Source organism: Streptomyces sp. GLSS-08 (genome assembly GCF_056387915.1).
On sequence record NZ_JBWJAQ010000012.1, the window covers coordinates 12,862 to 36,853 of the forward strand.

Annotated in this window: 22 protein-coding genes; 10 read left to right on the top strand and 12 right to left on the bottom strand. The window is 71.4% G+C overall.

What is annotated here, in order from left to right:
• Positions 1-512: 512 nt before the first annotated feature.
• A complete protein-coding gene (locus AC0ZLC_RS21735) occupies positions 513-1,445 on the bottom strand; it encodes a Ppx/GppA family phosphatase (RefSeq protein WP_476753615.1) in 933 nt (310 codons plus the stop codon).
• A gap of 71 nt (positions 1,446-1,516) precedes the next feature.
• Between AC0ZLC_RS21735 and AC0ZLC_RS21740 the strand changes: the two genes are divergently transcribed.
• Positions 1,517-2,353 carry a DUF3109 family protein gene (locus AC0ZLC_RS21740; protein ID WP_476753616.1) on the top strand — a complete coding sequence of 279 codons (837 nt, stop codon included), beginning with the start codon at positions 1,517-1,519 and terminating at the stop codon, positions 2,351-2,353.
• Positions 2,354-2,363: 10 nt separating this feature from the next.
• Here the strand turns inward: AC0ZLC_RS21740 and AC0ZLC_RS21745 are convergent, their stop codons facing one another.
• On the bottom strand, positions 2,364-4,130 hold the full coding sequence (locus AC0ZLC_RS21745) for a BACON domain-containing protein (RefSeq protein WP_476753617.1): 1,767 nt from the start codon (positions 4,128-4,130) through the stop codon (positions 2,364-2,366).
• A 198-nt stretch (positions 4,131-4,328) separates the two neighbouring features.
• Between AC0ZLC_RS21745 and radA the strand changes: the two genes are divergently transcribed.
• Entirely contained in the window at positions 4,329-5,738 is a 1,410-nt protein-coding gene (gene radA, locus AC0ZLC_RS21750; RefSeq protein WP_476753618.1) for a DNA repair protein RadA, read from the top strand.
• Positions 5,739-5,806: 68 nt separating this feature from the next.
• Positions 5,807-6,931 carry a DNA integrity scanning diadenylate cyclase DisA gene (gene disA / locus AC0ZLC_RS21755; RefSeq protein WP_358854854.1) on the top strand — a complete coding sequence of 375 codons (1,125 nt, stop codon included), beginning with the start codon at positions 5,807-5,809 and terminating at the stop codon, positions 6,929-6,931.
• Between the two features lie 109 nt (positions 6,932-7,040).
• Here disA and AC0ZLC_RS21760 read toward each other — a convergent pair whose 3' ends face one another.
• Positions 7,041-7,853: a hypothetical protein gene (locus AC0ZLC_RS21760; protein ID WP_476753619.1), complete on the bottom strand. Its 813-nt coding sequence runs from the start codon at positions 7,851-7,853 to the stop codon at positions 7,041-7,043.
• Between the two features lie 288 nt (positions 7,854-8,141).
• Here AC0ZLC_RS21760 and AC0ZLC_RS21765 point away from each other — a divergent pair, with 288 nt between their 5' ends.
• The 5 genes from AC0ZLC_RS21765 to cseC all read left to right on the top strand — a co-directional run bounded on the left by AC0ZLC_RS21765 (position 8,142) and on the right by cseC (position 12,617).
• Positions 8,142-9,074: an HhH-GPD family protein gene (locus AC0ZLC_RS21765; RefSeq protein WP_388785664.1), complete on the top strand. Its 933-nt coding sequence runs from the start codon at positions 8,142-8,144 to the stop codon at positions 9,072-9,074.
• A gap of 259 nt (positions 9,075-9,333) precedes the next feature.
• A complete protein-coding gene (locus AC0ZLC_RS21770) occupies positions 9,334-9,882 on the top strand; it encodes a SigE family RNA polymerase sigma factor (protein ID WP_358854851.1) in 549 nt (182 codons plus the stop codon).
• Complete coding sequence (locus AC0ZLC_RS21775; RefSeq protein ID WP_476753620.1) at positions 9,870-10,520, top strand: hypothetical protein; 651 nt, start codon at positions 9,870-9,872, stop codon at positions 10,518-10,520. The genes AC0ZLC_RS21770 and AC0ZLC_RS21775 overlap by 13 nt, the downstream gene beginning before the upstream one ends.
• A gap of 10 nt (positions 10,521-10,530) precedes the next feature.
• Positions 10,531-11,238, top strand: a complete 708-nt coding sequence (gene cseB / locus AC0ZLC_RS21780; protein ID WP_476753621.1) for a two-component system response regulator CseB — start codon at positions 10,531-10,533, stop codon at positions 11,236-11,238.
• A gap of 8 nt (positions 11,239-11,246) precedes the next feature.
• Positions 11,247-12,617 (top strand): two-component system sensor histidine kinase CseC, encoded by a 1,371-nt coding sequence (cseC, locus tag AC0ZLC_RS21785; protein WP_476753622.1) that lies wholly within the window; start codon positions 11,247-11,249, stop codon positions 12,615-12,617.
• Positions 12,618-12,871: 254 nt separating this feature from the next.
• Here the strand turns inward: cseC and AC0ZLC_RS21790 are convergent, their stop codons facing one another.
• Positions 12,872-14,500, bottom strand: a complete 1,629-nt coding sequence (locus AC0ZLC_RS21790) for an MDR family MFS transporter (protein ID WP_476753623.1) — start codon at positions 14,498-14,500, stop codon at positions 12,872-12,874.
• Positions 14,501-14,689: 189 nt separating this feature from the next.
• On the opposite strand from AC0ZLC_RS21790, the gene AC0ZLC_RS21795 reads away from it, so the two are divergent.
• Positions 14,690-15,283, top strand: coding sequence for a TetR/AcrR family transcriptional regulator (locus AC0ZLC_RS21795; protein ID WP_476753624.1), 594 nt, complete (start codon positions 14,690-14,692; stop codon positions 15,281-15,283).
• Between the two features lie 52 nt (positions 15,284-15,335).
• Here the strand turns inward: AC0ZLC_RS21795 and AC0ZLC_RS21800 are convergent, their stop codons facing one another.
• Both AC0ZLC_RS21800 and AC0ZLC_RS21805 read right to left on the bottom strand, forming a co-directional pair.
• Positions 15,336-16,049: a M23 family metallopeptidase gene (locus AC0ZLC_RS21800; protein WP_476753625.1), complete on the bottom strand. Its 714-nt coding sequence runs from the start codon at positions 16,047-16,049 to the stop codon at positions 15,336-15,338.
• Between the two features lie 511 nt (positions 16,050-16,560).
• Positions 16,561-19,089, bottom strand: coding sequence for an ATP-dependent Clp protease ATP-binding subunit (locus tag AC0ZLC_RS21805; RefSeq protein ID WP_476753626.1), 2,529 nt, complete (start codon positions 19,087-19,089; stop codon positions 16,561-16,563).
• A gap of 433 nt (positions 19,090-19,522) precedes the next feature.
• Between AC0ZLC_RS21805 and AC0ZLC_RS21810 the strand changes: the two genes are divergently transcribed.
• On the top strand, positions 19,523-20,104 hold the full coding sequence (locus AC0ZLC_RS21810) for an SCO3374 family protein (RefSeq protein WP_476753627.1): 582 nt from the start codon (positions 19,523-19,525) through the stop codon (positions 20,102-20,104).
• Here AC0ZLC_RS21810 and AC0ZLC_RS21815 read toward each other — a convergent pair.
• The 6 genes from AC0ZLC_RS21815 to AC0ZLC_RS21840 all read right to left on the bottom strand — a co-directional run bounded on the left by AC0ZLC_RS21815 (position 20,083) and on the right by AC0ZLC_RS21840 (position 23,987).
• Positions 20,083-20,418 carry a histone-like nucleoid-structuring protein Lsr2 gene (locus AC0ZLC_RS21815; protein WP_476753628.1) on the bottom strand — a complete coding sequence of 112 codons (336 nt, stop codon included), beginning with the start codon at positions 20,416-20,418 and terminating at the stop codon, positions 20,083-20,085. The two genes, AC0ZLC_RS21810 and AC0ZLC_RS21815, sit on opposite strands and share 22 nt — an antisense overlap.
• 228 nt (positions 20,419-20,646) lie before the next feature.
• Positions 20,647-21,192, bottom strand: coding sequence for an amino-acid N-acetyltransferase (locus AC0ZLC_RS21820; protein ID WP_476753629.1), 546 nt, complete (start codon positions 21,190-21,192; stop codon positions 20,647-20,649).
• A gap of 9 nt (positions 21,193-21,201) precedes the next feature.
• Positions 21,202-21,621 (bottom strand): BlaI/MecI/CopY family transcriptional regulator, encoded by a 420-nt coding sequence (locus tag AC0ZLC_RS21825; protein WP_476753805.1) that lies wholly within the window; start codon positions 21,619-21,621, stop codon positions 21,202-21,204.
• A 199-nt stretch (positions 21,622-21,820) separates the two neighbouring features.
• On the bottom strand, positions 21,821-22,000 hold the full coding sequence (locus AC0ZLC_RS21830) for a hypothetical protein (protein WP_358854840.1): 180 nt from the start codon (positions 21,998-22,000) through the stop codon (positions 21,821-21,823).
• Between the two features lie 13 nt (positions 22,001-22,013).
• Positions 22,014-22,682 carry a hypothetical protein gene (locus AC0ZLC_RS21835; protein WP_476753806.1) on the bottom strand — a complete coding sequence of 223 codons (669 nt, stop codon included), beginning with the start codon at positions 22,680-22,682 and terminating at the stop codon, positions 22,014-22,016.
• A gap of 507 nt (positions 22,683-23,189) precedes the next feature.
• Entirely contained in the window at positions 23,190-23,987 is a 798-nt protein-coding gene (locus AC0ZLC_RS21840) for a type III pantothenate kinase (protein ID WP_476753630.1), read from the bottom strand.
• Positions 23,988-23,992 lie beyond the last annotated feature (5 nt).

Genomic DNA, 23,992 nt, shown 5'->3' on the forward strand with positions numbered 1-23,992 from the left:
CGGGGGCGCCTTGGGTGGGGCGCCTTCGCTGGGGCGCGAGGGCGCTTTCGCTTCGGTGCGGGGCGCCTTCGCTTCGGTGCGGGGCGCCTTCGCTGCGGTGCGGGGACGCCCTCGCTGCGGTACGGGGACGCCCTCGCTGGGGTACGGGGACGCCCTCGCTGGGGTGCGGGACGCCTTGGCTGCGGTGGGTGGGTCGGGGCCGTGCCGGTACATCCGCCCGTTGCATGTCGGGCGTGCACCTTGGTGACGGGGGTGGACCGGCGCTTCCTGCCCGACCTGCAACGGGCATCTGATGTACCGGCACGGCCCCTTCTGACGGAGGGCGGGTGCGGGTCGTGCCGATCGCGGCACGGACAGCCGACCGGGGCGGTGGGCGCAGGCGGGTGCGGGTCGTGCCGGCTGCGGTACGGGCCACCCACCCGGGGCGGCAGGCGCAGGCGGGCGCAGGTCGTGCCGGGTGGGCGGCGTCCCGTCGGGGCCGGGGCGCCGCTCCGCCCCGGCGCCGGCCGGCTTCACGTCGGGGGCATGTGGTCCAGGTGGCGGAGGATCACGCCCTCCCGGAGGGCCCAGGGGCAGATGTCCACCGTCTCCACCCCGAAGAGATCCATCGTGGCCTCCGCCACCAACGCCCCGGCGACCAGTTGCCCGGCCCGCCCCTCGGACACGCCGGGAAGCCCGGCCCGCTCGCCGGTGGTCATGGCGGCGAGCTTCGGCACCCACCCCTCCAGCGACTCCCGTTTCAGCTCACGCGGGACGTAGAGCCCCTCCGCGGAACGCGCGGCGCCGGCCAGGCGGGCGAGCTGTTTGAAGGTCTTCGACGTGGCGACCACGTGGTCGGGAGCGCCGAGGCGGGTGAACTCGCCGACGCTACGGGCGATCCGCGCCCGCACATGGCGGCGCAGGGACTTGACGGCGCCCGGCTCCGGCGGATCCCCGGGCAGCCACCCGGCGGTCAGCCGCCCGGCCCCCAGCGGCAGCGACACCGCCGTGTCCGGCTCCTCGTCCACCCCGTAGGCGATCTCCAGGGAACCGCCGCCGATGTCCAGAACGAGCAGCTTCCCGGCCGACCAGCCGAACCAGCGGCGGGCGGCGAGGAAGGTGAGCCGGGCCTCCTCCGCGCCGGACAGGACCTGGAGTTCGACGCCGGTCGCGGAGTGCACGCGGGACAGCACGTCGTCCGCGTTGCTCGCCTCGCGCACCGCGGAGGTCGCGAACGGCAGCAGCTCCTCCACTCCCTTGTCCTCGGCGGCCTGCATCGCCTCATGGACGACCGATATCAGCCGGTCGACGCCGTCCGGGCCGATGGCACCGTCCGGGTCGAGAAGCTGGGCGAGCCGCAACTCCACCTTGTGCGAGTGCGCGGGCAGCGGGCGCGCACCGGGGTGCGCGTCCACCACCAGCAGATGCACCGTGTTCGAACCCACGTCGAGGACACCGAGTCTCATGTACGGAACGCTACTGCCCGCCGTGCGGATGGCAGTGCCCGGAGCGGACTCCGGCGACTTACCCTGGACGGGTGCCAAAGACGAAAAAGGCGAAGCCCGACAAATCGGCCAAGGAACCTTCGCAGGCGAAGGCGTCCAGGTCCAAGAAGCTCCTGAAGGCGGACGAACAGGGGCTCGACTTCGCCCGCGCCTGGGTGGAATTCCCGGATCCGGCCGACGACGAGCAGGTGTTCCGCTGTGACCTGACCTGGCTGACCTCCCGCTGGAACTGCATCTTCGGAAGCGGCTGCCAGGGCATCCAGGCCGGCCGCGCGGACGACGGCTGCTGCACGCTGGGCGCGCACTTCTCCGACGAGGACGACGAGAAGCGCGTGGCCGGGTACGTGGCGCGGCTCACGCCGGACATCTGGCAGCACCACGACATCGGCACCGCGACCGGCTGGGTGTCAGAGGACGAGGACGGCGAGCGCCAGACCCGGCCGTACAACGGGTCGTGCATCTTCCAGAACCGGCCCGGCTTCGAGGGCGGCATGGGCTGCTCGCTGCACATCCTGGCCCTGCGGGAGGGCCGCGAGCCGCTGGAGACCAAGCCCGACGTCTGCTGGCAGCTGCCCGTGCGGCGCACGTACGAGTGGATCGACCGGCCCGACGACACCCGCGTGCTCCAGGTGTCCATCGGCGAGTACGACCGCCGCGGCTGGGGTCCGGGCGGCCACGACCTGCACTGGTGGTGCACGTCGGCGACCTCGGCGCACGGCGCGGGCGACCCCGTCTACGTCTCGTACCGGCCGGAGCTGGTCGAGCTGATGGGCAAGGCGGGATACGACCGGCTGGTCGAGCTCTGCGAGGAGCGGCTCGCCTCGCAGCTCCCGCTGTTGGCGCCGCATCCCGCGGACCCCGTGGGCTGAGCCCCGCCCGCTACGAGGACGGGCTCGGCCCCCCGCCCGGCGGCTCCGAGCCGCCCGGGTCGGGGCTCGCCGAGTCGCTGGGCGCCGGGTCGCTCGGCCGCGGACCGGGATCGGAGGGCGTCGGGTCGGGGGCGGAGGGGATCGGGGTGCCGGGCCCCGGACCCGGGTCGGACGGCACCGGGTGGCTCGGCCGCGGGTCCGGGTTCGACGGTCCCGCCGTGCCGAATCCGGTGATCGTGACCACCGCTCCCGCCGGCGCGATCGCCACCCGCGCGGTCCAGGAGCCGGCCGGCTCCCGCAGATGGTCGACGTACACCCTGACCGTCAGCGACTCGCCCGGCTCGAGCGTCCCGGAGGACTGGCTCAGGTAGAGCCAGGGGGCGCCCGTGGACGCGGACCAGCGGACCGGTGAACTCCCGCTCGCGGTCAGGGTGATGAGCGTCGTGTCGCCGGTGTTCCCGGCCGTCACCCCTAGCTCTCCCGCGCTCTTCCCGCCGCCCGCCTTCGCGCTGACGACCTCCACGGAGACGTCCGACGAGCGGTCGCCCCCGGAGAAACGGCCGTCGGGCCGGGTGCTGGCGTTCCCGGCGTTCTCGTAGCCGGACCCGTCGCCGCCGAGGCCGTCGGGGCCGTGCGCCTCGTTCGCGGTGACCGGGCGGCCGTCCGTGCCCTCCCCGGTGAGGGGCGCCCCCCGGTAGGCCGCCCACAGCGCGAGGACGGGCGCGGCGACGACCGTGGCGACCACGGTGGTCGTGACGGCACGCGCGCGGAGCCGGTCCCGGCGCGCGGCGTGGTCCTTCGGGTCCATCGGGAAGCCCCGCCGGTCGAACCGCGGACCGTGACTTCGCGCGCGCGGGACCGCCGCGAGGTGCAGGGCCGCCCGCGGTGCCTCGAGGACGGGGAGCGCGGCGGGCGTGACGCTGGTCCCCGGCCAGGCGCCGGGCACCGCGCGCTCGGCGGTACGGCGGCAGCGCGGGCAGTCGTCGACGTGCCGGACGAGTTCACGGCGCAGGGTGGTGCTCAGGACGAGCTGGTGGTCGCCGGTGAGGCGGGCGACGCTCGGGCAGGTGCCGGTCTCCACGACGGCGAGGGCGGCGCGCGTGCGCTCCACCTCGCAGGCGGCGGTGGCGAGCAGCTCCCGCGCGGCCGCCGGGTCCATCCCGAGGACCGCGGCGACCTCGTGGGCGGCGAGCTGGTGGCGCACGGCCAGTTCGAGCGCCTCACGCTGCTCGGGCGTGGTGCCGGCGGCCTCCGGCCAGGCCAGCAGGGCGAGTTCGCGCCGGCGCTGCCGCTGGACCTCCTCGGGGACCGAGCGGCTCACCACCTCGGCCGCGCGCCGGTCGGCGGCCTCCTTGAGAGCGTCCCTCCTGGGGGCGCCATCCCGGTGGGCGCCATCCCGGTGGGTCACGCGTCCGCCGGAGGCGTGCGCCGCCTGACGCCGGCGCCGGTTCTCGGCGAGCTTGCGCAGACAGGCCCAGCGCGCGAGTGCGTACAGCCACGCCCTGCGGTCGTCCGCGGAGTCCGGTCCGCGCGCCCCCCGGCGCTCGGCGAGCACCAGGACGTCGCCCAGTGCCGCGGTCGCCGCGTCGTGGTCGCAGAGCACGGACAGGCAGTACGTGAACAGGCCGTCCAGATAGGGCTCGTAGCGCGCGGGAGGGCGATGCGCCGGGGGGCGGTTCGAGGCGCCGCGGGGAGCTGTCACCCGCTTGCGAGCGTCTGGGTGCGCCCGGTGCGCGCCGGTGGTGTGCGTCGAGGTCTCCGGACTGCTGCTCTTCACCCGTGCGACCGTAGGCGCCGAGTGGTGGCCCCTTCCTCCCCCTTGAGCACATTTAATCCGTACGGGTGAAACGATCCCTCATAAGGGGACAGCGGCCCCGCATCCCGTGGCCCACACCCTCACGGGCGGCGATCACCGGCAGCGAGGGACCCGGCACCGGCCGGGGGACTGTCGGTGGCCTCGGCTACGGTTCCCCCCATGGCTGCCCGTACGAAAACCGCGAAGGACCGGCCGTCCTACCGCTGCACCGAGTGCGGCTGGCAGACGGCCAAGTGGCTCGGCCGCTGCCCCGAGTGCCAGGCATGGGGCACGGTCGAGGAGTACGGCACGCCCGCGGTCCGTACGACGGCAGCGGGCCGGGTCACCACGTCCGCGGTGCCCATCGGCCAGGTCGACGGCCGCCAGGCCACCGCGCGCAGCACCGGCGTGCCCGAGCTGGACCGCGTCCTCGGCGGCGGCCTGGTCCCCGGCGCCGTCGTCCTCGTCGCGGGCGAACCGGGTGTGGGCAAGTCCACGCTGCTCCTGGACGTGGCGGCCAAGTCGGCGAGCGACGAGCACCGCACGCTGTACGTGACCGGTGAGGAGTCGGCGAGCCAGGTCCGGATGCGGGCCGACCGCATCAAGGCGATCGACGACCACCTGTATCTCGCCGCGGAGACCGACCTGGCCGCGGTCCTCGGCCACTTGGACGCCGTCAAGCCGTCGCTGCTGATCCTCGACTCCGTCCAGACCGTCGCCTCCCCCGAGATCGACGGCGCACCCGGCGGCATGGCCCAGGTCCGCGAGGTGGCGGGCGCCCTGATCCGCGCCTCGAAGGACCGCGGGATGTCCACCCTGCTGGTGGGTCACGTCACCAAGGACGGCGCGATCGCGGGACCGCGCCTGCTGGAGCACCTCGTGGACGTCGTCCTGAGCTTCGAGGGCGACCGGCACGCGCGCCTGCGTCTCGTACGCGGCGTCAAGAACCGCTACGGCACGACGGACGAGGTCGGCTGCTTCGAGCTGCACGACGAGGGCATCACGGGTCTCGCCGACCCCTCCGGCCTCTTCCTCACCCGCCGCGCCGAGCCGGTCCCGGGCACCTGCCTGACCGTCACGCTGGAGGGCCGCCGCCCGCTGGTGGCCGAGGTGCAGGCACTGACCGTCGACTCGCAGATCCCCTCTCCCCGCCGCACGACCTCGGGCCTGGAGACCTCCCGGGTGTCGATGATGCTCGCCGTTCTGGAGCAGCGCGGCCGGATCACCGCTCTCGGAAAGCGGGACATCTACTCCGCGACGGTCGGCGGCGTGAAGCTCTCGGAGCCCGCCGCGGACCTCGCGATCGCGCTCGCGCTGGCCTCCGCGGCGAGTGACACCCCGCTCCCGAAGAACCTCGTCGCGATCGGTGAGGTGGGGCTCGCGGGCGAGGTCAGAAGGGTGACGGGCGTCCAGCGACGGCTGGCCGAGGCGCACCGCCTGGGCTTCACGCACGCCCTCGTCCCGACCGACCCGGGCAGGATTCCGCCCGGTATGAAGGTGGTCGAAGTGGCCGACATGGGCGACGCCCTGCGCGTCCTTCCGCGCTCCCGTCGGAAAGAGGCCCCACGGGAGGACGGAGAGCGCCGGTAGACTTTGCCCAGGTCTCGCCCGTCCGTACGAACCGAGGGCGACCGGAAACCCGCGACCGGAGGAGTGCAGTGGCAGCCAACGACCGGGCAGCAGCTCCCGGAAAGTCCGGTGGGAGCTCCGGTGCCGATGGCCTGATGCGCGCCTCGCTCAGCGCCGTGGCACCCGGCACGGCGCTGCGCGACGGGCTCGAGCGGATTCTCCGCGGCAACACCGGCGGACTCATCGTGCTCGGCTGGGACAAGACCGTCGAGTCGATGTGTACCGGCGGCTTCGTCCTGGACGTCGAGTTCACCGCGACCCGACTGCGCGAGCTGTGCAAGCTCGACGGCGGCATCGTCATCGACAAGGACATCACCAAGATTCTGCGGGCCGGCGTGCAGCTGGTGCCCGACCCGACCATCCCGACCGAGGAGACCGGCACCCGCCACCGCACCGCGGACCGGGTCTCCAAGCAGGTCGGCTTCCCGATCGTCTCGGTCTCCCAGTCGATGCGGCTGATCGCCCTGTACGTGGACGGTCAGCGCCGTGTTCTGGAGGACTCCGCGGCGATCCTCTCCCGCGCCAACCAGGCCCTCGCCACCCTGGAGCGCTACAAGCTCCGTCTCGACGAGGTCGCGGGCACGCTGTCGGCGCTGGAGATCGAGGACCTGGTCACCGTCCGGGACGTGTCGGCGGTGGCCCAGCGGCTGGAGATGGTGCGCCGGATCGCCACCGAGATCGCCGAGTACGTGGTCGAGCTCGGCACGGACGGCCGTCTTCTGGCGCTCCAGCTCGACGAGTTGATCGCCGGCGTGGAGCCGGAGCGCGAACTCGTCGTGCGGGACTACGTGCCCGAGCCGACCGCCAAGCGTTCGCGCACGGTCGACGAGGCGCTCTCCGAGCTGGACGCGCTGTCGCACGCGGAGCTGCTGGAAATGCCGACGGTGGCCCGGGCGTTGGGTTACACCGGCTCCCCGGAAGCCCTCGACTCGGCGGTCTCGCCGCGCGGCTTCCGGCTGCTGGCGAAGGTGCCGCGGCTGCCCGGCGCGATCATCGACCGGCTCGTGGAGCACTTCGGCGGCCTGCAGAAGCTGCTCGCCGCGAGCGTCGACGACCTGCAGACGGTCGACGGGGTCGGCGAGGCGCGCGCCCGCAGCGTCCGCGAGGGCCTCTCGCGCCTGGCGGAGTCGTCGATCCTCGAGCGGTACGTCTAGGGCCTCTCGCGCCTGGCGCAGTCGTCGATCCTCGCGCGGCCCGGGGCCCCTCGGCCCCGGGCCGCGAAGCTCCGCCCGGGGGCCGAAGCGCCCCTGGGCTCCCGTCCCGTCAGTCCTTCTTCAGCACGAAGGACGTCTGCGCCTTCGCCAGGCCCGGCGCCTTCGCCTCCACCAGGTAGGTGCCGGCGGACGCCGAACCCGCCGGAGGTGTCGCGCACTCGGGGGCGCTCGCCTTGCGGTCCCACTCCAGGGTGCGGGTCACGTGCCCGCCGGCCGGGACGCGCAGGAGGAGGCCGGCGGACCCCTTGGGGCAGTCCTTCGAGGACCAGAAGGCGTCGTCGCCGCCCGCCTGAGTGATCGTCAGAACGGTGTTCTTCGGGCTGAGATCGACCTTGCAGGCGCCGGAGGCGGAGTTCTTGACGGTCAGCTCGATGGCCGGCTTCCTGCCGGGCGCGTAGGTGTTGTGGACGCTGCGCAGCGTCAACTTGACCGCTCCGCCGGTGCAGTTGGGGAGTCCGGATCCGGCCGGGAGCTGCTCGCCCGACCCGCCGTCCTTGAACCCGCTGCCGGATCCCCCCGCGGAACCGGCGGAACCTTCGCCGCCCCCGGAGGCCGAGCCGGCGCCGCCGTCCGATCCGGAGCCGCCGCCCCCGTCGCCGGCGTCGCCCGGACCGCTCGACTCGTCACGCCCGCCCGGGTGTTGACTGATGGCGGGCCCGGAGCTGGAGGGCCCCGGGGTGATCGAGGGGGCCGGGTTCTTCCCGTTGGAACCGTCCCCGTTGTTGTTGCCGCCTCCGCCGCCGGAGGCGATCACCCACAGGACGAGGAGCGCCAACAAGCCGACCACGGACAGCAGAACGGCCCTCCGTCGCCAGTAGATGGAGGAGGGAAGCGGCCCGACCGGATTGCGCAGAGATCCCACGGCGCAAACTGTACGAGAGATCGTCCCCTTACCTTGCGCCACCCGCCGCCCGGAGCGGCAACTTTTCCGGATCATCATCCCGGTAGGGCGCCGAACACCCCCGCTTCCGCCGCGCCGAGGCTCCGCCGGTCGCAGTACGTGACGAGAACGGGCTTTCGCACACCCTCCGTAACGATCAACTCCTCCGCGGACCGGCCGGGGCACGCCTGTGCCGATCGTCGGGTCTTACGACCCACCCCCGTGGCTGGCCGCTGCCGGGCACTCCCCCGTGGCAGGATCGGTTCCGTCATGACTGCACCCACTTTGCCCACGCCCAGCACTCCGTCCGCCGCGGCGCCCGGCGCCGCCGGTGAATCCCTGCACGAGCCGGTCATCGACTGGTTCGACGAGCACGCCCGCGATCTGCCGTGGCGGCGTCCCGACGCCGGCCCCTGGGGCGTGATGGTCAGCGAGTTCATGCTGCAGCAGACGCCGGTGAACCGGGTGCTGCCCGTCTACGAGCAGTGGCTGGCCCGCTGGCCGCGCCCCGCCGACCTGGCCGGGGAGGCACCGGGCGAGGCCGTCCGCGCCTGGGGCCGGCTCGGCTACCCGCGGCGTGCCCTGCGGCTGCACGGCGCCGCGGTCGCCATAACGGAACGGCACGGCGGCGACGTACCGGCCGAGCACGCCCAGCTGCTGGCCCTGCCCGGCATCGGCGAGTACACGGCGGCGGCCGTGGCCTCGTTCGCGTACGGGCAGCGGCACGCCGTCCTGGACACGAACGTGCGGCGCGTCCTCGCCCGCGCGGTCACCGGCACGCAGTACCCGCCGAACGCGACGACGGCCGCCGAGCGCAAGCTCGCCCGGGCCCTCCTGCCCGAGGACGAGCGCACGGCGTCGCGCTGGGCCGCCGCCTCCATGGAGCTCGGCGCGCTGGTGTGCACGGCGAAGAACGAGTCGTGTCACCGTTGCCCGGTCGCCGCCCTGTGCGCCTGGCGGCTGGCCGGGAAGCCTGAGCACCAGGGACCGCCGCGGCGCGGCCAGACCTACGCGGGGACCGACCGCCAGGTCCGCGGGCGGCTCCTCGCCGTCCTGCGGGAGGCCCTCACGCCGGTCCCGCAGGCGGCGCTCGACCGCGTGTGGGACGAGCCGGTGCAGCGCGCCCGCGCCCTGGACGGTCTCGTCGCCGACGGGCTGGTCGAGCCGATGCCGGGCGGTCTCTACCGGCTGCCGCTCGGCTGAGTCACAGGGACCCACGGGTCCCCGACAGGCTCCCGGCCGCTGAAATCCCCGCGAACTCCGACAACTCGACGCCTCCCCTTACCCGTCTCCTACTTCCGTTACACAACCGACGGACAGCCGAGCGCTCGCCGCAGGCTGCTTCGGACAACCCCGTGACAACGCCTCCGTAGCTTCATTCCCGTACCGCGGGGACAGCGGCACGCAGGCGACGGACAGCCGGCAGCGATCGAGGCCGGCAACGGGGATGGAGGCGGTCAGCATGGCGCAGGGAGAGGTGCTCGAGTTCGAGGAGTACGTCCGCACCCGGCAGGACGCGCTGCTGCGCAGTGCCCGCCGCCTGGTCCCCGACCCGGTCGACGCCCAGGACCTGCTGCAGACCGCGCTCGTCCGGACGTACGGCCGGTGGGACGGCATCGCGGACAAGCGGCTGGCCGACGCCTATCTGCGCCGCGTCATGATCAACACGCGGACCGAGTGGTGGCGGGCCCGCAAGCTCGAAGAGGTGCCCACCGAGCAGCTTCCGGACGCGAGCGTCGAGGACGCCACCGAGCAGCACGCGGACCGCGCCCTGCTGATGGACATCATGAAGGTGCTGGCTCCCAAGCAGCGCAGTGTCGTCGTGCTGCGACACTGGGAGCAGATGTCCACGGAGGAGACGGCCGCCGCCCTCGGCATGTCGGCCGGAACGGTCAAGAGCACCCTGCACCGGGCGCTGGCCCGGCTCCGCGAGGAGCTGGAGAGCCGGGACCGGGAAGAGCGCACCGCCCGTGCGCTCGAACGTGAGGAGCGGGAGCGTTGCGCGGCCTAGATTCAGGGGCCACCGGGCCCGGTGGGGCCTCCAAGGCGGTGATCACGGCGACGGCCGTGTTCGCCGCCCTCACCCTTTTCGCCTCGGCGTGCGCCACCGGCGGCACCGGCGCCCGGGACGAGGGCCCGGCGGGCGCCGACTCGGTCGCGGGCACCACGACCCCGGTCTCCACGCCGAGCGGGCGGGCCGGTCGCGTCGACGCCGTCGAACTCGTCAAGGACGACCCGAAGGTCAGCACGGCGGTCAAGCGCGATCTGAAGCCGTGCGTCGCCGACGAGTACCCGGTCGACGTGTCCTACGGGAACCTGACCGGAGGATCCGCGGACGACATCGTGGTGAACGTGATGACCTGCGGCGATGCCGTCGGCATCGGTGCGTACGTGTACCGCGCGCAGGACGGCGGCTACCGGAACGTCTTCAAGGCCGAGGCGCCCCCGGTCTACGCGGAGATCGACCGGGGTGACCTGGTGGTCACGCAGCAGCTGTACGGGAAGGACGACCCGGTGTCGTATCCGTCCAGCGAAGAGGTGATCACCTACGGCTGGTCCGCGGGCCGCTTCGCCGTGCAGTCCCGGATCCACAACGACTACAGCAACGCGGTGGGCGGCACCGACTCGCCCGCCCCCGACGCGAACTGAGAGCAGAGGGATGGCAGAGCAGACCCACGTCCTGTTCGTCGAGGACGACGACGTCATCCGCGAGGCGACCCAGCTCGCCCTGGAACGCGACGGGTTCGCGGTCACCGCCATGCCCGACGGGCTCTCGGGCCTGGCGGCGTTCCGCGCCGACCGCCCCGACATCGCGCTGCTGGACGTGATGGTGCCCGGGCTGGACGGGGTCAGCCTGTGCCGCCGTATCCGTGACGAGTCCACCGTCCCCGTGATCATGCTGTCGGCGCGCGCCGACTCGATCGACGTGGTGCTGGGCCTGGAGGCGGGCGCCGACGACTACGTCACGAAGCCGTTCGACGGCGCCGTCCTGGTCGCCCGGATCCGCGCGGTGCTGCGGCGTTTCGGGCACGCGAGCGGACCGGCGGGGCCCGTGGCCGCGGAGGCGGACGGGCTCGACGGCGGTGTGCTGTCCTTCGGCGACCTGGAGATCGACACCGAGGGCATGGAGGCACGGCGGGACGGGCGGCCGGTGTCGCTCACCCCCACCGAGATGCGGCTGCTGCTGGAGTTCTCGTCCGCGCCCGGCACGGTGCTGTCCCGCGACAAGCTCCTGGAACGCGTGTGGGACTACGGGTGGGGCGGTGACACGCGGGTCGTCGACGTCCATGTGCAGCGGCTGCGCACGAAGATCGGCCAGGACCGGATCGAGACGGTCCGCGGTTTCGGCTACAAGTTGAAGGCCTGAGCAGCGGTATGCGGGGGACATTTCGGCGCCTGGTCCTGGCCGGCACGACGGTCGGCGGGGACAGAGGCATCCGCACGGGCATCAGGTGGAAGCTCAGCGCGGCGATCGCGCTGGTCGGCGCGCTGGTGGCGATCGCGCTCAGCCTGGTCGTGCACAACGCGGCCCGTGTCTCGATGCTCGACAACTCGCGCGATCTCGCGGACGAGCGCATCCAGGTGGCGCAGCGCATGTACGAGTCCGGCCGCACGCAGTCCTTCGGGGTGGAGGTCGACGACCCGACCATCCCGCGGGACCTGCTGGTGAAGGTCGCGCAGGGGCGCCGCGCCACCTACGTGGCCGAGGGGCCGGGCGGGGTGCCCGACATCTGGGCCGCCGTGCCCCTCAAGGACGGCCGGGTGCTGTCGCTGCACACGCGGTTCACCGACCGCAGCGCGACCGTGATGAAGGACCTCGACCAGGCGCTGATCATCGGCTCGATCGCGGTCGTCTTCGGCGGCTGCGCGCTCGGTGTGCTCATCGGCGGCCAGCTCTCGCGCCGGCTGCGCAAGGCGGCGTCGGCCGCGAACCAGGTCGCCAGGGGTGACACGGACGTACGGGTGCGGGACGCCATCGGCGGTGTCGTACGCGACGAGACCGACGATCTCGCGCGGGCGGTGGACGCCATGGCGGACGCGCTCCAGCAGCGGATCGAGGCCGAGCGCCGGGTGACCGCGGACATCGCGCACGAGCTGCGCACCCCGGTGACCGGGCTGCTGACGGCCGCGGAGCTGCTGCCCCCGAGCCGTCCCACGGAGCTGGTGCGGGACCGGGCGCAGGCCATGCGCACCCTCGTCGAGGACGTCCTGGAGGTGGCGCGGCTCGACGGGGCGTCCGAGCGGGCCGAGCTGCAGGACATCATGCTGGGCGAGTTCGTGTCCCGGCGGGTGGCCGCGAAGGACCCGGCCATCGAGGTGCGCGTGGTGCACGAGTCGCAGGTCACCACAGATCCGCGCCGCCTCGAACGCGTGCTGTTCAACCTCCTGGCCAACGCCGCGCGGCACGGCAGGCCGCCGATCGAGGTGTCCGTCGAGGGGCGGGTCATCCGCGTCCGCGACCACGGCCCCGGCTTCCCCGAGAAGCTCCTGCAGGAGGGCCCGAGCCGGTTCCGCACCGGCAGCGCCGACCGGGCGGGCCGCGGCCACGGCCTCGGCCTGACCATCGCGGCCGGCCAGGCCCGCGTGCTGGGCGCCCGCCTCACCTTCCGCAACGTGCGCCCGGCCGGAGCTCCGCCCGAGGTGCCCGCCGAGGGAGCGGTGGCGGTCCTGTGGCTGCCGGAACACGCCCCCACGAACACGGGGAGCTTCCCGATGCTGCCCCTGTCCGGCACGCGGGACTCGTGAGCGGGATTCAGGTCCCGCTCGGCGGGCCGAGGGCCGGTGGCCTCCGGTCGTCGGCCGACGTCGCGGAATGACCGGTCCGCCACGCACCGGCGGTGCCGCCGGGCCCGCGGCACCGCCGGTGAAGTACGGGGACGTGCTCCAGCACCCGTTCGTGGTGCGTCCGAGGGTGCGGGGCCGGGGAGCCCGGGACGCGGAAGGGCCCCCGGGGCGGACAACGCCGGGGGCCCTTCCCACCGAGGTGGACTTCGGCCGGATCAGACGGCCTCGGGAACCGCGGGCTTCGCGTCCCCGCCCGGCTTCTGCGGCCCCGCCCCCTTGAGCGGGACCTCCTTCACGAACACCGAGGCGGCCAGCGCGACCACCGCCACGACCGACCCGAGCAGGAACGCCGAGTGCGTGCCCGAAGCGACGGCGTGCTGGTACGCCTCGCGCGCCACGGCCGGCAGCTTGGCCAGGCCGGCCGCGTTCAGCTGAGCGGACTGCTCGGTCACCCGGGAGCCGATCGCACCGGCCCGCTCGGCCATCACGTCCTGCACCCGGTGGTTGAACAGCGCGCCCATGATCGCCACACCGAACGACGAGCCGAGCGTACGGAACAGGGTGGTCGTCGAGGACGCGACGCCCATGTCCTCCATCTCGACGCTGTTCTGCGCGACCAGCATGGTGATCTGCATCAGGCAGCCCATGCCGGCGCCGAGCACCGCCATGTACAGCCCGGAGGTGAGGCGGCTCGTGCCGGTGTCCATCTGCGCGAGCAGGAAGAGACCCAGCGTCATCAGCACACTGCCGGCGACCGGGAACACCTTGTACTTGCCACTGTTGGTGGTGACCCGTCCGGCGACCATCGAGACGACGAGCATGGCGCCGAGCATCGGCAGGAGCAGCAGCCCGGAGTTGGTCGCGGACGCGCCCTGCACCGACTGCTGGTACAGCGGCAGGAAGAGCACGGCACCGAACATCACGAAGCCGGTGATGAAGCCGATGACGGACATCAGCGTGAAGTTGCGGCTGCGGAAGATGTGCAGCGGCACGATCGGCGCGGCGGCCTTGGTCTGCACGAAGAGGAAGCCGACGAGCGCGGCGACGCCGATGCCGATGAGTTCCATGATCCGGGCCGAGCCCCAGGCGTACTCGCTGCCGCCCCAGGTGGTGACGAGCACGATGGCTGTGATGCCGAGCGCCAGCAGCCCGGCGCCCAGGTAGTCGATCCGGCTGTCGACCCGCTTCTTCGGCAGGTGCAGCACGATGCTGACGGCGATCAACGCGACGACGCCGAGCGGCAGGTTGATGTAGAAGGACCAGCGCCAGCCCCAGTGGTCGGTGATGGTCCCGCCGACGAGGGGTCCGGCGATCATGGCGAGCGCCATCACGCCGGCGATCATGCCCTGGTACTTGCCGCGCTCGCGCGGCGGGATCAGGTCGCCGATGATCGCCATGACGCCGACCATCAGCCCGCCGGCGCCGAGGCCCTGGATCGCCCGGAAGCCGATCAGCTCCCCCATGCCCTGGGCCATGCCGCTGAGCGCCGACCCGATCAGGAAGACCACGATCGAGGTCATGAAGACGCCCTTGCGCCCGTACATGTCGCCGAGCTTGCCCCAGATCGGGGTGGAGGCGGCGGTGGCGAGGGTGTAGGCGGTGACGACCCACGACAGGCGTTCGAGGCCGCCCAGCTCGCCCACGATCGTGGGCATCGCCGTGCCGACGATCATGTTGTCGAGCATCGCGAGCATCATCGCGATCAGCAGCGCGCCGAGGACGACCCGCACACTGCGGGGCTGCGGTCCGCTCTGTGCGGTCTCGTCCGCCGGCCGTCCACCCGTCGCTGCGGCGTCCTCTGGTCGTTCGTCGGTCTGTGCGACCGCCTCTGTCTTGTCCGCCATCGTTCCCACTCCCCTGGAACGGCCACCCCATGGTTCCGGCCGATCCCGCTCGGTCTACTTACTTGCCGACCGGCAAGTTCACTACACTCAGGAAGGTAGACGGCTAACTAGCCGGGCGTCAAGTAAGTTTCCGGTGGCTCTACCAGCCGGTCGTCAAGTAAGTTTTCAGGGAGCGCGAGGAGTACGAGGATGGGCGGCACCATGGACGGCACCAAGCGACAGCGCCGCGGCGACACCCGCCAGCGCATCCAGGACGTGGCCCTCGAACTCTTCTCCGAGCAGGGCTACGAGAAGACCTCTCTGCGCGAGATCGCCGAGCACCTCGACGTGACGAAGGCGGCGCTCTACTACCACTTCAAGACCAAGGAAGAGATCCTCATCAGTCTCTTCGAGGATCTGACGAGGCCGCTGGACGAGCTGATCGACTGGGGCAGGGGCCAGCCGCACTCCCTGGACACCAAGCAGGAGGTGCTGCGCCGCTACAGCCAGGCCCTCACCGGCGCGTCCCCGCTCTTCCGCTTCATGCAGGAGAACCAGGCGACGGTACGCGAGCTGAGCATCGGCGAGACCTTCAAGGACCGCATGCTGTCCATGCTCGACATCATCAAGGAGCCCGAGGCGGCGCTGCCCGACCAGGTCCGCTGCATCAGCGCGCTCTTCACGATGCACGCCGGGATGTTCGTCCTCAAGGACGTCGAAGGCGACCCCGAGGAGAAGCGCAAGGCCGTCCTCGAGGTCGCCATCGATCTGGTGACGCGGGCGCACGGCGCCGCCACGTCGTAGCCACCGCGCCCCGCGGCACCCACGGTGCCGCGTGGCCCTTCGGTGCCGTCCGTCAGACGGTGACGCCCTGGGCGCGCAGGAAGCTGACGGGGTCGATGGCGGTTCCGTAGTTCGCGGTCGTACGGATCTCGAAGTGCAGGTGGGGGCCGCTGGAGTTCCCGGTGTTGCCGGAGAGCGCTATGTGCTGGCCGGTGGAGACGACCTGCCCGACCCTCACGTCGACCCGCGACAGGTGCGCGTACTGCGAGTAGGTGCCGTTGCCGTGCTTGATGACGACGGCGTTGCCGTACGCGGGACCGTCGCCGGCGCCGTTGCCGCCGGTCTTCACGACGGTGCCGCCGTGCGCGGCGACGACCTCGGTGCCCTGCGGCACGGCGTAGTCCTGGCCGGAGTGCTTGTGCGACCACATGCCGCCGGCCTGGTTGAAGCTGGCCGAGAGCTTGTACTTCTTCACCGGGTCGACCCAGGAGGTGACCTTCTTGGCGGCGGCCTTCTTCGCCGCGGCCTTCTTCACCGCGGCCTGCTTGGCCGTCTCGGCGGCCTTCTTGGTCTTCGCGGCGGTGTCGGCGGCGGCCTTGGCCTGAGCCGCGGCCTGGTTCTGCACCGCACTGGCCGTGGTACCGGAAGCGGCGGCGTCCAGCGTGGTGTCGGCGGCCGCGACCCCGGCGCCCAGAGCGACCGAGGCACCCAGCCCGGCCGCCAGGACGGCCGCCCGCATACGGAGCTGGGACACACGGGAGTGACGGGGCGAGACGCGCTTCGACATGGATACCTCTTCAAGACGGGGACGGGGGCACACAGGACCACCCGGCGCACAGGCACCTGCCGGATGGACCACCCCTTGGTAACCCGCGTCCTCCCGAAGCCCCAAACCGCCTGTCTACGAAGCAATGCCGTAGTTCGCCTCAAAACTTTCGACTTCTTGACAGACCCGTCGCGAGGCGGTGATTCCCGCCCGTTTCGGTCGCAAGTAGAGGTTTAGCTACACTTCGAGGCCTCGTTTCCACGGGAGAACGGCCCTGGACGCCTCTCCTTCGCCGGCCCCGTGCCTTCGGTCCCGACCCACGGGCCAAAGGTCCTTATTGTCCGTTTCGGTTTGTCCACTAATCAGCCTAGTAACGGACAAATCGCCTGTGCGTCATGTCACCGGGGGACACGATCCAGGCCGCTGAGGATGTGACGGGGGCTACCCCGCCGACCCGAGTACGCGCACACGGAAACAGGGGCTGCCCCGGGACCGAAGTCCCGGGGCAGCCCCTGTGAAGCGAACCCGGAGGTTACGCGTCCTTGCTCAGGTTCGGACCGGCGCCGCCGGCCGCCTGCTCGATCGGCGGAACGTCGGGAAGCGCCGACTTCTCCTCACCCCGGAAGGTGAAGGTCTTCGCCTCGCCCTCGCCCTCCGTGTCCACGACCACGATGTGGCCCGGACGCAGCTCGCCGAAGAGGATCTTCTCGGACAGCGTGTCCTCGACCTCGCGCTGGATCGTGCGACGCAGCGGACGCGCGCCGAGCACCGGGTCGTAGCCCTTCTTGGCGAGGAGCTCCTTCGCGGACTGGGAGAGCTCGATGCCCATGTCCCGGTCCTTGAGGCGCTCGTCCACCTTGCTGACCATCAGGTCGACGATCTGGAGGATGTCGTCCTGGGTGAGCTGCGGGAAGACGACGACGTCGTCGACACGGTTGAGGAACTCGGGCCGGAAGTGCTGCTTGAGCTCGTCCGAGACCTTGTTCTTCATGCGCTCGTAGTTGGTCTTCGTGTCACCCTGCGCCGCGAAGCCCAGGTTGAAGCCCTTCGAGATGTCCCGCGTGCCGAGGTTGGTCGTCATGATGATGACCGTGTTCTTGAAGTCCACGACCCGGCCCTGGGAGTCGGTCAGGCGACCGTCCTCCAGGATCTGCAGCAGCGAGTTGAAGATGTCCGGGTGGGCCTTCTCCACCTCGTCGAACAGGACGACGGAGAACGGCTTGCGACGGACCTTCTCGGTCAGCTGACCGCCCTCTTCGTAGCCCACGTAGCCGGGGGGCGAACCGAAGAGACGCGAGACCGTGTGCTTCTCGCTGAACTCCGACATGTCGAGGGAGATCAGCGCGTCCTCGTCACCGAAGAGGAACTCGGCGAGCGCCTTGGACAGCTCGGTCTTACCGACGCCGGACGGACCGGCGAAGATGAACGAACCACCCGGACGCTTCGGGTCCTTCAGGCCGGCGCGCGTACGGCGGATCGCCTTCGAGAGCGCCTTGACGGCGTCCTTCTGGCCGATGACCCGCTTGTGGAGCTCGTCCTCCATGCGCAGCAGACGCGAGGACTCCTCCTCCGTCAGCTTGAAGACCGGGATGCCGGTGGCAGTCGCGAGGACCTCGGCGATCAGCTCGCCGTCCACCTCGGCGACGACATCCATGTCGCCGGCCTTCCACTCCTTCTCGCGCTTGGCCTTCGCGGCGAGGAGCTGCTTCTCCTTGTCGCGCAGGGAGGCGGCCTTCTCGAAGTCCTGCGAGTCGATCGCGGACTCCTTGTCGCGGCGCACTCCCGCGATCTTCTCGTCGAACTCGCGCAGGTCCGGCGGCGCCGTCATCCGACGGATGCGCATCCGGGAGCCCGCCTCGTCGATCAGGTCGATCGCCTTGTCGGGAAGGAACCGGTCGGAGATGTAGCGGTCCGCGAGCGTCGCGGCCTGGACCAGGGCCTCGTCCGTGATCGAGACACGGTGGTGCGCCTCGTAGCGGTCGCGCAGACCCTTGAGGATCTCGATCGTGTGCGGGAGGGAGGGCTCCGCCACCTGGATCGGCTGGAAGCGGCGCTCGAGGGCCGCGTCCTTCTCGAGGTGCTTGCGGTACTCGTCGAGCGTCGTGGCGCCGATGGTCTGCAGCTCACCGCGGGCCAGCATCGGCTTCAGGATCGAAGCGGCGTCGATGGCGCCCTCGGCGGCACCCGCGCCGACGAGCGTGTGCAGCTCGTCGATGAACAGGATGATGTCGCCGCGGGTGCGGATCTCCTTGAGGACCTTCTTCAGGCGCTCCTCGAAGTCACCGCGGTAGCGGGAGCCGGCGACCAGCGCGCCGAGGTCCAGGGTGTAGAGGTGCTTGTCCTTGAGGGTCTCGGGCACCTCGCCCTTGACGATGGCCTGCGCGAGGCCTTCGACGACGGCGGTCTTGCCGACGCCGGGCTCGCCGATGAGGACCGGGTTGTTCTTCGTGCGGCGGGACAGCACCTGCATGACCCGCTCGATCTCCTTCTCGCGCCCGATGACCGGGTCGAGCTTGGACTCACGAGCGGCCTGGGTGAGGTTCCGGCCGAACTGGTCGAGGACCAGGGACGTCGAGGGGGTGCCCTCGGCAGGCCCGCCACTGGCGCCGGCGGTCTCCTTGCCCTGGTAACCGGAGAGCAGCTGGATCACCTGCTGCCGCACACGGTTGAGGTCGGCGCCCAGCTTGACCAGGACCTGGGCGGCGACGCCCTCGCCCTCACGGATCAGGCCGAGCAGGATGTGCTCCGTGCCGATGTAGTTGTGGCCCAGCTGAAGGGCCTCGCGGAGCGACAGCTCCAGGACCTTCTTGGCACGGGGGGTGAAGGGGATGTGCCCGGACGGGGCCTGCTGGCCCTGACCGATGATCTCCTCCACCTGCTGGCGGACCGCCTCGAGCGAAATCCCGAGGCTCTCCAGGGCCTTAGCGGCGACACCCTCACCCTCGTGGATCAGGCCCAGGAGGATGTGCTCGGTGCCGATGTAGTTGTGGTTGAGCATCCGGGCTTCTTCCTGAGCCAGGACGACAACCCGCCGCGCGCGGTCGGTGAACCTCTCGAACATCGTTAATCGCTCCTCAGAGCGGTCAGGCAGTAAGGGGACGCTCCCCTCCCTGTCCTTCCGCAGCTTAGTCCCGCAAGCGGGGACCGCTCATTCCAACTGCCGACACCGTCCTTGGCCTCCTGACCCCGAACGCCGACATCTGCCTCAACCCGATGGTGCGAGACGATGTTCCCGCAGGCCAGGCAGTTACCCCCGCCATCAGTACGCCGATGGCGAACGTGAGACCGTCCTGCCTTGCGTGTCGCCCCCTCCCACTAGGGATGTCTTACCCGTACGCACGGACACTCCATGCCGCTCGCACCGGTTCCACCTCCGCTATGGGCGAACACCCTCGCGCCGGGAAGGGCTCCCGCACGCCCCCTTCTTGGCCACGCTGCGCATTCATCGAAACACCCAGCGTAACTTCGGGGTACTCCGGACGGTTGCTCCTGGCATGGTTCCCACCGTTCCCCCTCCGCGTCGGCCGCTCGGGTCCCGTACGTCCGGCGACACCGCGGATCCGGTGCGCCGTTGGTACGAGAACGAACTGGGCTGGCCAACCGTGCCCGGACCGCCGACGGGGCTGCTCACGGGTCTGCGCTTCGACGTCCTGGACGTGCCCGCGGAGGCCGGGGTCGCGGCTCTGCGGCACCTGGGCCCGGCGTCTCCGGTGGCCCTTCAGGGGGACCGGATGCGGCTGCTGGTGGCCGAGGGCAGCGCCGGCGAACTGCCGGGGCTGCTGGACTGGCTGGAGTGGGGCGCCCTGCCGCTGGATCTCCAGGCGATCGGCGCGGGCGGGCGCATCGAGGCGCCGGTGCCGCCGGGAGAGGCCGGCGGAGGCGGTCCGCAGGGGGCCGCCGTCTGGCTGCGGCCCCCCGAGCCGGGGTGCGAGGTCGAGCCCCTGCTGCCGACACTGTCGGCCGTGGGGGGCGGTGGGGTCGCCCCCGATCTCGTACGGGTCGTGGACACGATGGCAACCCACTGCCACCGTGTCCGGCTGCGGCGCGCGAGCGCTCAGCCGTTGGCCTTCTCGTAGGCCTCGCGAATGGACGCGGGAACGCGGCCACGATCGTTGACCTCGTAACCGTTCTCCTTCGCCCACGCGCGGATCTGCGCCGTGTCCTGGCTGCCACCGGAAGCGGCGCGCGTCTTTCCGCGGCCACCCGCGGCACGGCCTCCCGTGCGACGACCACCCTTCACGTAGGGCTCGAGAAGGCCGCGAAGCTTGTCCGCATTGCCAGTCGTGAGGTCGATCTCGTACGTCTTGCCGTCCAACGCGAACGTCACGGTCTCGTCCGCCTCGCCACCGTCGAGGTCGTCGACAAGAAGGACCTGAACCTTCTGTGCCACCGGATTTCCTTTCATCGATAACCATGGGGCGGAGGGCCGGCGGCGTGCGCCGCTGTTTCGCGTCCCCTTGTTATATGCAGTACTGCAGTACGTCGGAAAGCAAACCGCTTTTGCCGGAAAAACACAAACCCCTGGCGAGGACTCACGGCCCGCGAGGAGACCGGAAACATGCGCGTTTCGGACATAGGGAACCCAGGCATGCCTCCCCGCCGGAATAGTCGGCGGCGATCACAGATGCAGAAGCATCCGACTGTTGCCCAAGGTGTTCGGTTTCACTCGTTCGAGACCGAGGAACTCCGCCACGCCCTCGTCATAGGAACGCAGCAGCTCGGCGTAGACATCGGTGTCAACGGGTGTCTCGCCGATCTCGGTGAAGCCGTGCTTCGCGAAGAAGTCGACTTCGAAGGTCAGACAGAAAACCCGGCGAACGCCGAGCCAGCGAGCGGTCTGGAGCAACTTACCGAGCAGCTGATGACCAACGCCCGCGCCTCTGACCGTGGGGTTCACCGCGAGCGTGCGTACTTCCGCGAGGTCTTCCCACATCACGTGCAGCGCCCCGCAGCCCACCACCTCGGCGTTGTCGTCGCGTTCCGCGACCCAGAACTCCTGGATGTCCTCGTAAAGCGTCACGGTCGCTTTGTCGAGCAGGATGCGACGCTCGACGTACGAGTCGAGGAGGCGGCGCACCGCCGGGACATCGCCCGTCCTCGCCCGGCGGACGGTGATGGCTTTTGCGGTGGGTTCGGGATGCTCCGCGGGATGCTCTGCTGGCATGGGCGGACGCTATCGCCCGGGGTCGTCCCGAGTCGCGGCGGGGTTCTGGGTCGCGGTGGGGTTCTCGGGGCGGTCGCGGGTTTCATCCGGGGTTTCGGGCGTTTCCGGGCCCTGGACGATGGCTACGGCGTTGCGCAGCGCGAGACGCTGTTCCTCGCTCATCATCCCGAAGAAGGCCACGAGAGCGGCTGCCGGGTTGTCGCTCTGGGACCAGGCCTCGTTCATCAGGGCGGCGGCGTAGGCGGCTCGGGTGGAGACCGCTTCATATCGATAGGCCCGGCCTTCGGCCTCGCGGCGCACCCAGCCCTTCTGATGGAGATTGTCCAAAACGGTCATCACCGTGGTGTACGCGATGGACCGTTCCTGCCGAAGATCTTCCAGGACTTCCCGAACGGTCACCGGGCGGTTCCACTTCCACACCCGCGTCATGACCGCGTCTTCGAGTTCTCCCAATGGGCGAGGCACAGCCAGAACAATAGTGGGAGAAGACGCCGATGGCGTGCCGGACGTGCGCTTTTACCGGCAAACGGCAACAAAAAGGGCGTACGACTCGAAAATCAGATGAGTCGTACGCCGAGGGGAACGGGGAGGGTAAGGGCCGGCCGCGTCCGCCGCGGCCGGGCCTTCATCAGGCGTCGGTGTCCCGGGAGGTCTGGCGGGCGCCCTCGGCGCGCGCGAGCGCGGCGTCCACGACGGCGTCCTCCTTGGCCTTGTTGGCCCCGCCCTGGGTCTTCACGATCGTCACGATCAGCCCGATGAAGAACACGGCCATCACGACGGGGGGCACGAGCGCGGAGACGTAGTCCATGTCTCCAGAGTAGCTAGCCCGCCGCGAGTTCCCGATGCGGGTCCGCCGCCGGCGGGCCGCCCCGTTTGCGCTTCGGCGGGAAGACCTCGCCGGGCGTGGGGATGGGGCGGTCCGGGCGGGGGCTCTTCACCGGGGGCTGCGGTTGGGGCCGTGGCTCCGCGGGCCGTTCTCCCGGCCGCTTGGCGGGCTCCTCGGCGGGCTCCTCGGCGGCCTCGCGGACGCGCGGGGAGCCCTGGGCGGACCGGCCGCCCGGGAGGGCCAGGAGGCGGGTGCGGGAGGCCGGCACGGTGGGGGTGGCGGCGGGTGTGGCGCGGCCCGCCAGGCGGGCGCGGATGTCCTGCTCGGCGAGGACGCGGCAGCGGGCCAGGAGGGCGGCCGCGGTGGGGTTGCCGCGCAGGGCACGCAGGGCGGCGAGGTCGTCGGGGGCGGGGCGGTAGCCGGCGCCGAGGACGTCCTCGAGGAGGGCGAGGTAGCCGGTGACGGTGCCGGGCAGGGCGGCGCGGTAGCGCGCGAGGTCGGCCAGCATGAAGGCCCGGAGCCTTTCTCCCTCGCGGGTCGCCTCGTCCAGGGACTCGGCGAGCCTGAGACAGGCCTGGACGTCCTCGGCCGAGGCGGGGCTGGGGTGGAGGGCGAGGGCGAGAGCACAGCGGAGCACGCGCAGCTCCTCCGCGCCGAACGCCATGCCGCCGCGGGATCCATATGGCGTGGGCATGCGGCGACGATACGCGCTAATCAGACAAAATCCGCATAGCGGGGTGTTGTGGCGCGGTCTGGGCGGCGTCTTTCGCCCGGTGGGCGGGGTGTCTCTCCCCTGGGGTGGGGCGCTCCAGGGGCCGGTGGGTGGGCGCCTTGGCTGCGGTGGGTGGGTCGGGGCCGCGCCGGTGGGTGGGGCCCCGAGGGGCCGGTGGGTGGGTCGCCCACGGGCCGGTGGGTGTTGGGTCGCCCACGGGCCGGTGGGTGGGTCGGGGCCGTGCCGGTACATCCGCCCGTTGCATGTCGGGCGTGCACCTTGGTGACGGGGGTGGACCGGCGCTTCCTGCCCGACCTGCAACGGGCATCTGATGTACCGGCACGGCCCCTTCTGCGGGAGGGCGGGTGCGGGTCGCCCTCGCTGCGGGCAATCGTGCCGGTGCGCAGCGGGGCCTGCCTGTCCGGGCGGGCGGGGAAGCCCGCCCGCCCGGGGGCGGACCTACGTGCGGGAGACGTTGCGTTCGTAGACCAGGCGGAGGCCGATCAGGGTGAGCCAGGGCTCGTGCTCGTCGATGACGGAGGACTCGCCGAGCACCATGGGCGCCAGCCCGCCCGTCGCGATGACCGTGACGTCGTCCGGGTCGTCGGCCAGCTCGCGCGCCATGCGCTCGACGACGCCGTCGACCTGCCCCGCGAACCCGTAGATGATCCCGGACTGCATGGCCTCGACCGTGTTCTTGCCGATCACCGCGCGCGGCCTGGCCACCTCGATCTTGCGGAGCTGGGCGCCCCTGACCCCGAGCGCGTCGACGGAGATCTCGATGCCGGGGGCGATGACACCGCCGACGTACTCCCCGCGCGCGCTGACCGCGTCGAACGTCGTCGCCGTACCGAAGTCCACGACGATCGCCGGCCCGCCGTAGAGCTCGACGGCGGCGACCGCGTTGATGATGCGGTCCGCGCCGACCTCCTTGGGGTGGTCCGTGAGGATCGGCACGCCGGTCTTGACGCCCGGCTCGACGAGGACCGCGGGCACGTCGCCGTAGTACCGGCGGGTCACCTCGCGCAGCTCGTGCAGGACCGAGGGGACGGTGGCGCAGATGGCGATGCCGTCGATGCCGTCGCCGAGCTCCACGCCGAGCAGCGGGTGCATGCCCATGAGCCCCTGGAGGAGCACGGCGAGCTCGTCGGCCGTGCGGCGGGCGTCCGTAGAGATGCGCCAGTGCTCGACGATCTCCTCGCCGTCGAAGAGGCCGAGGACGGTGTGGGTGTTGCCGACGTCGATCGTGAGCAGCATCGGTC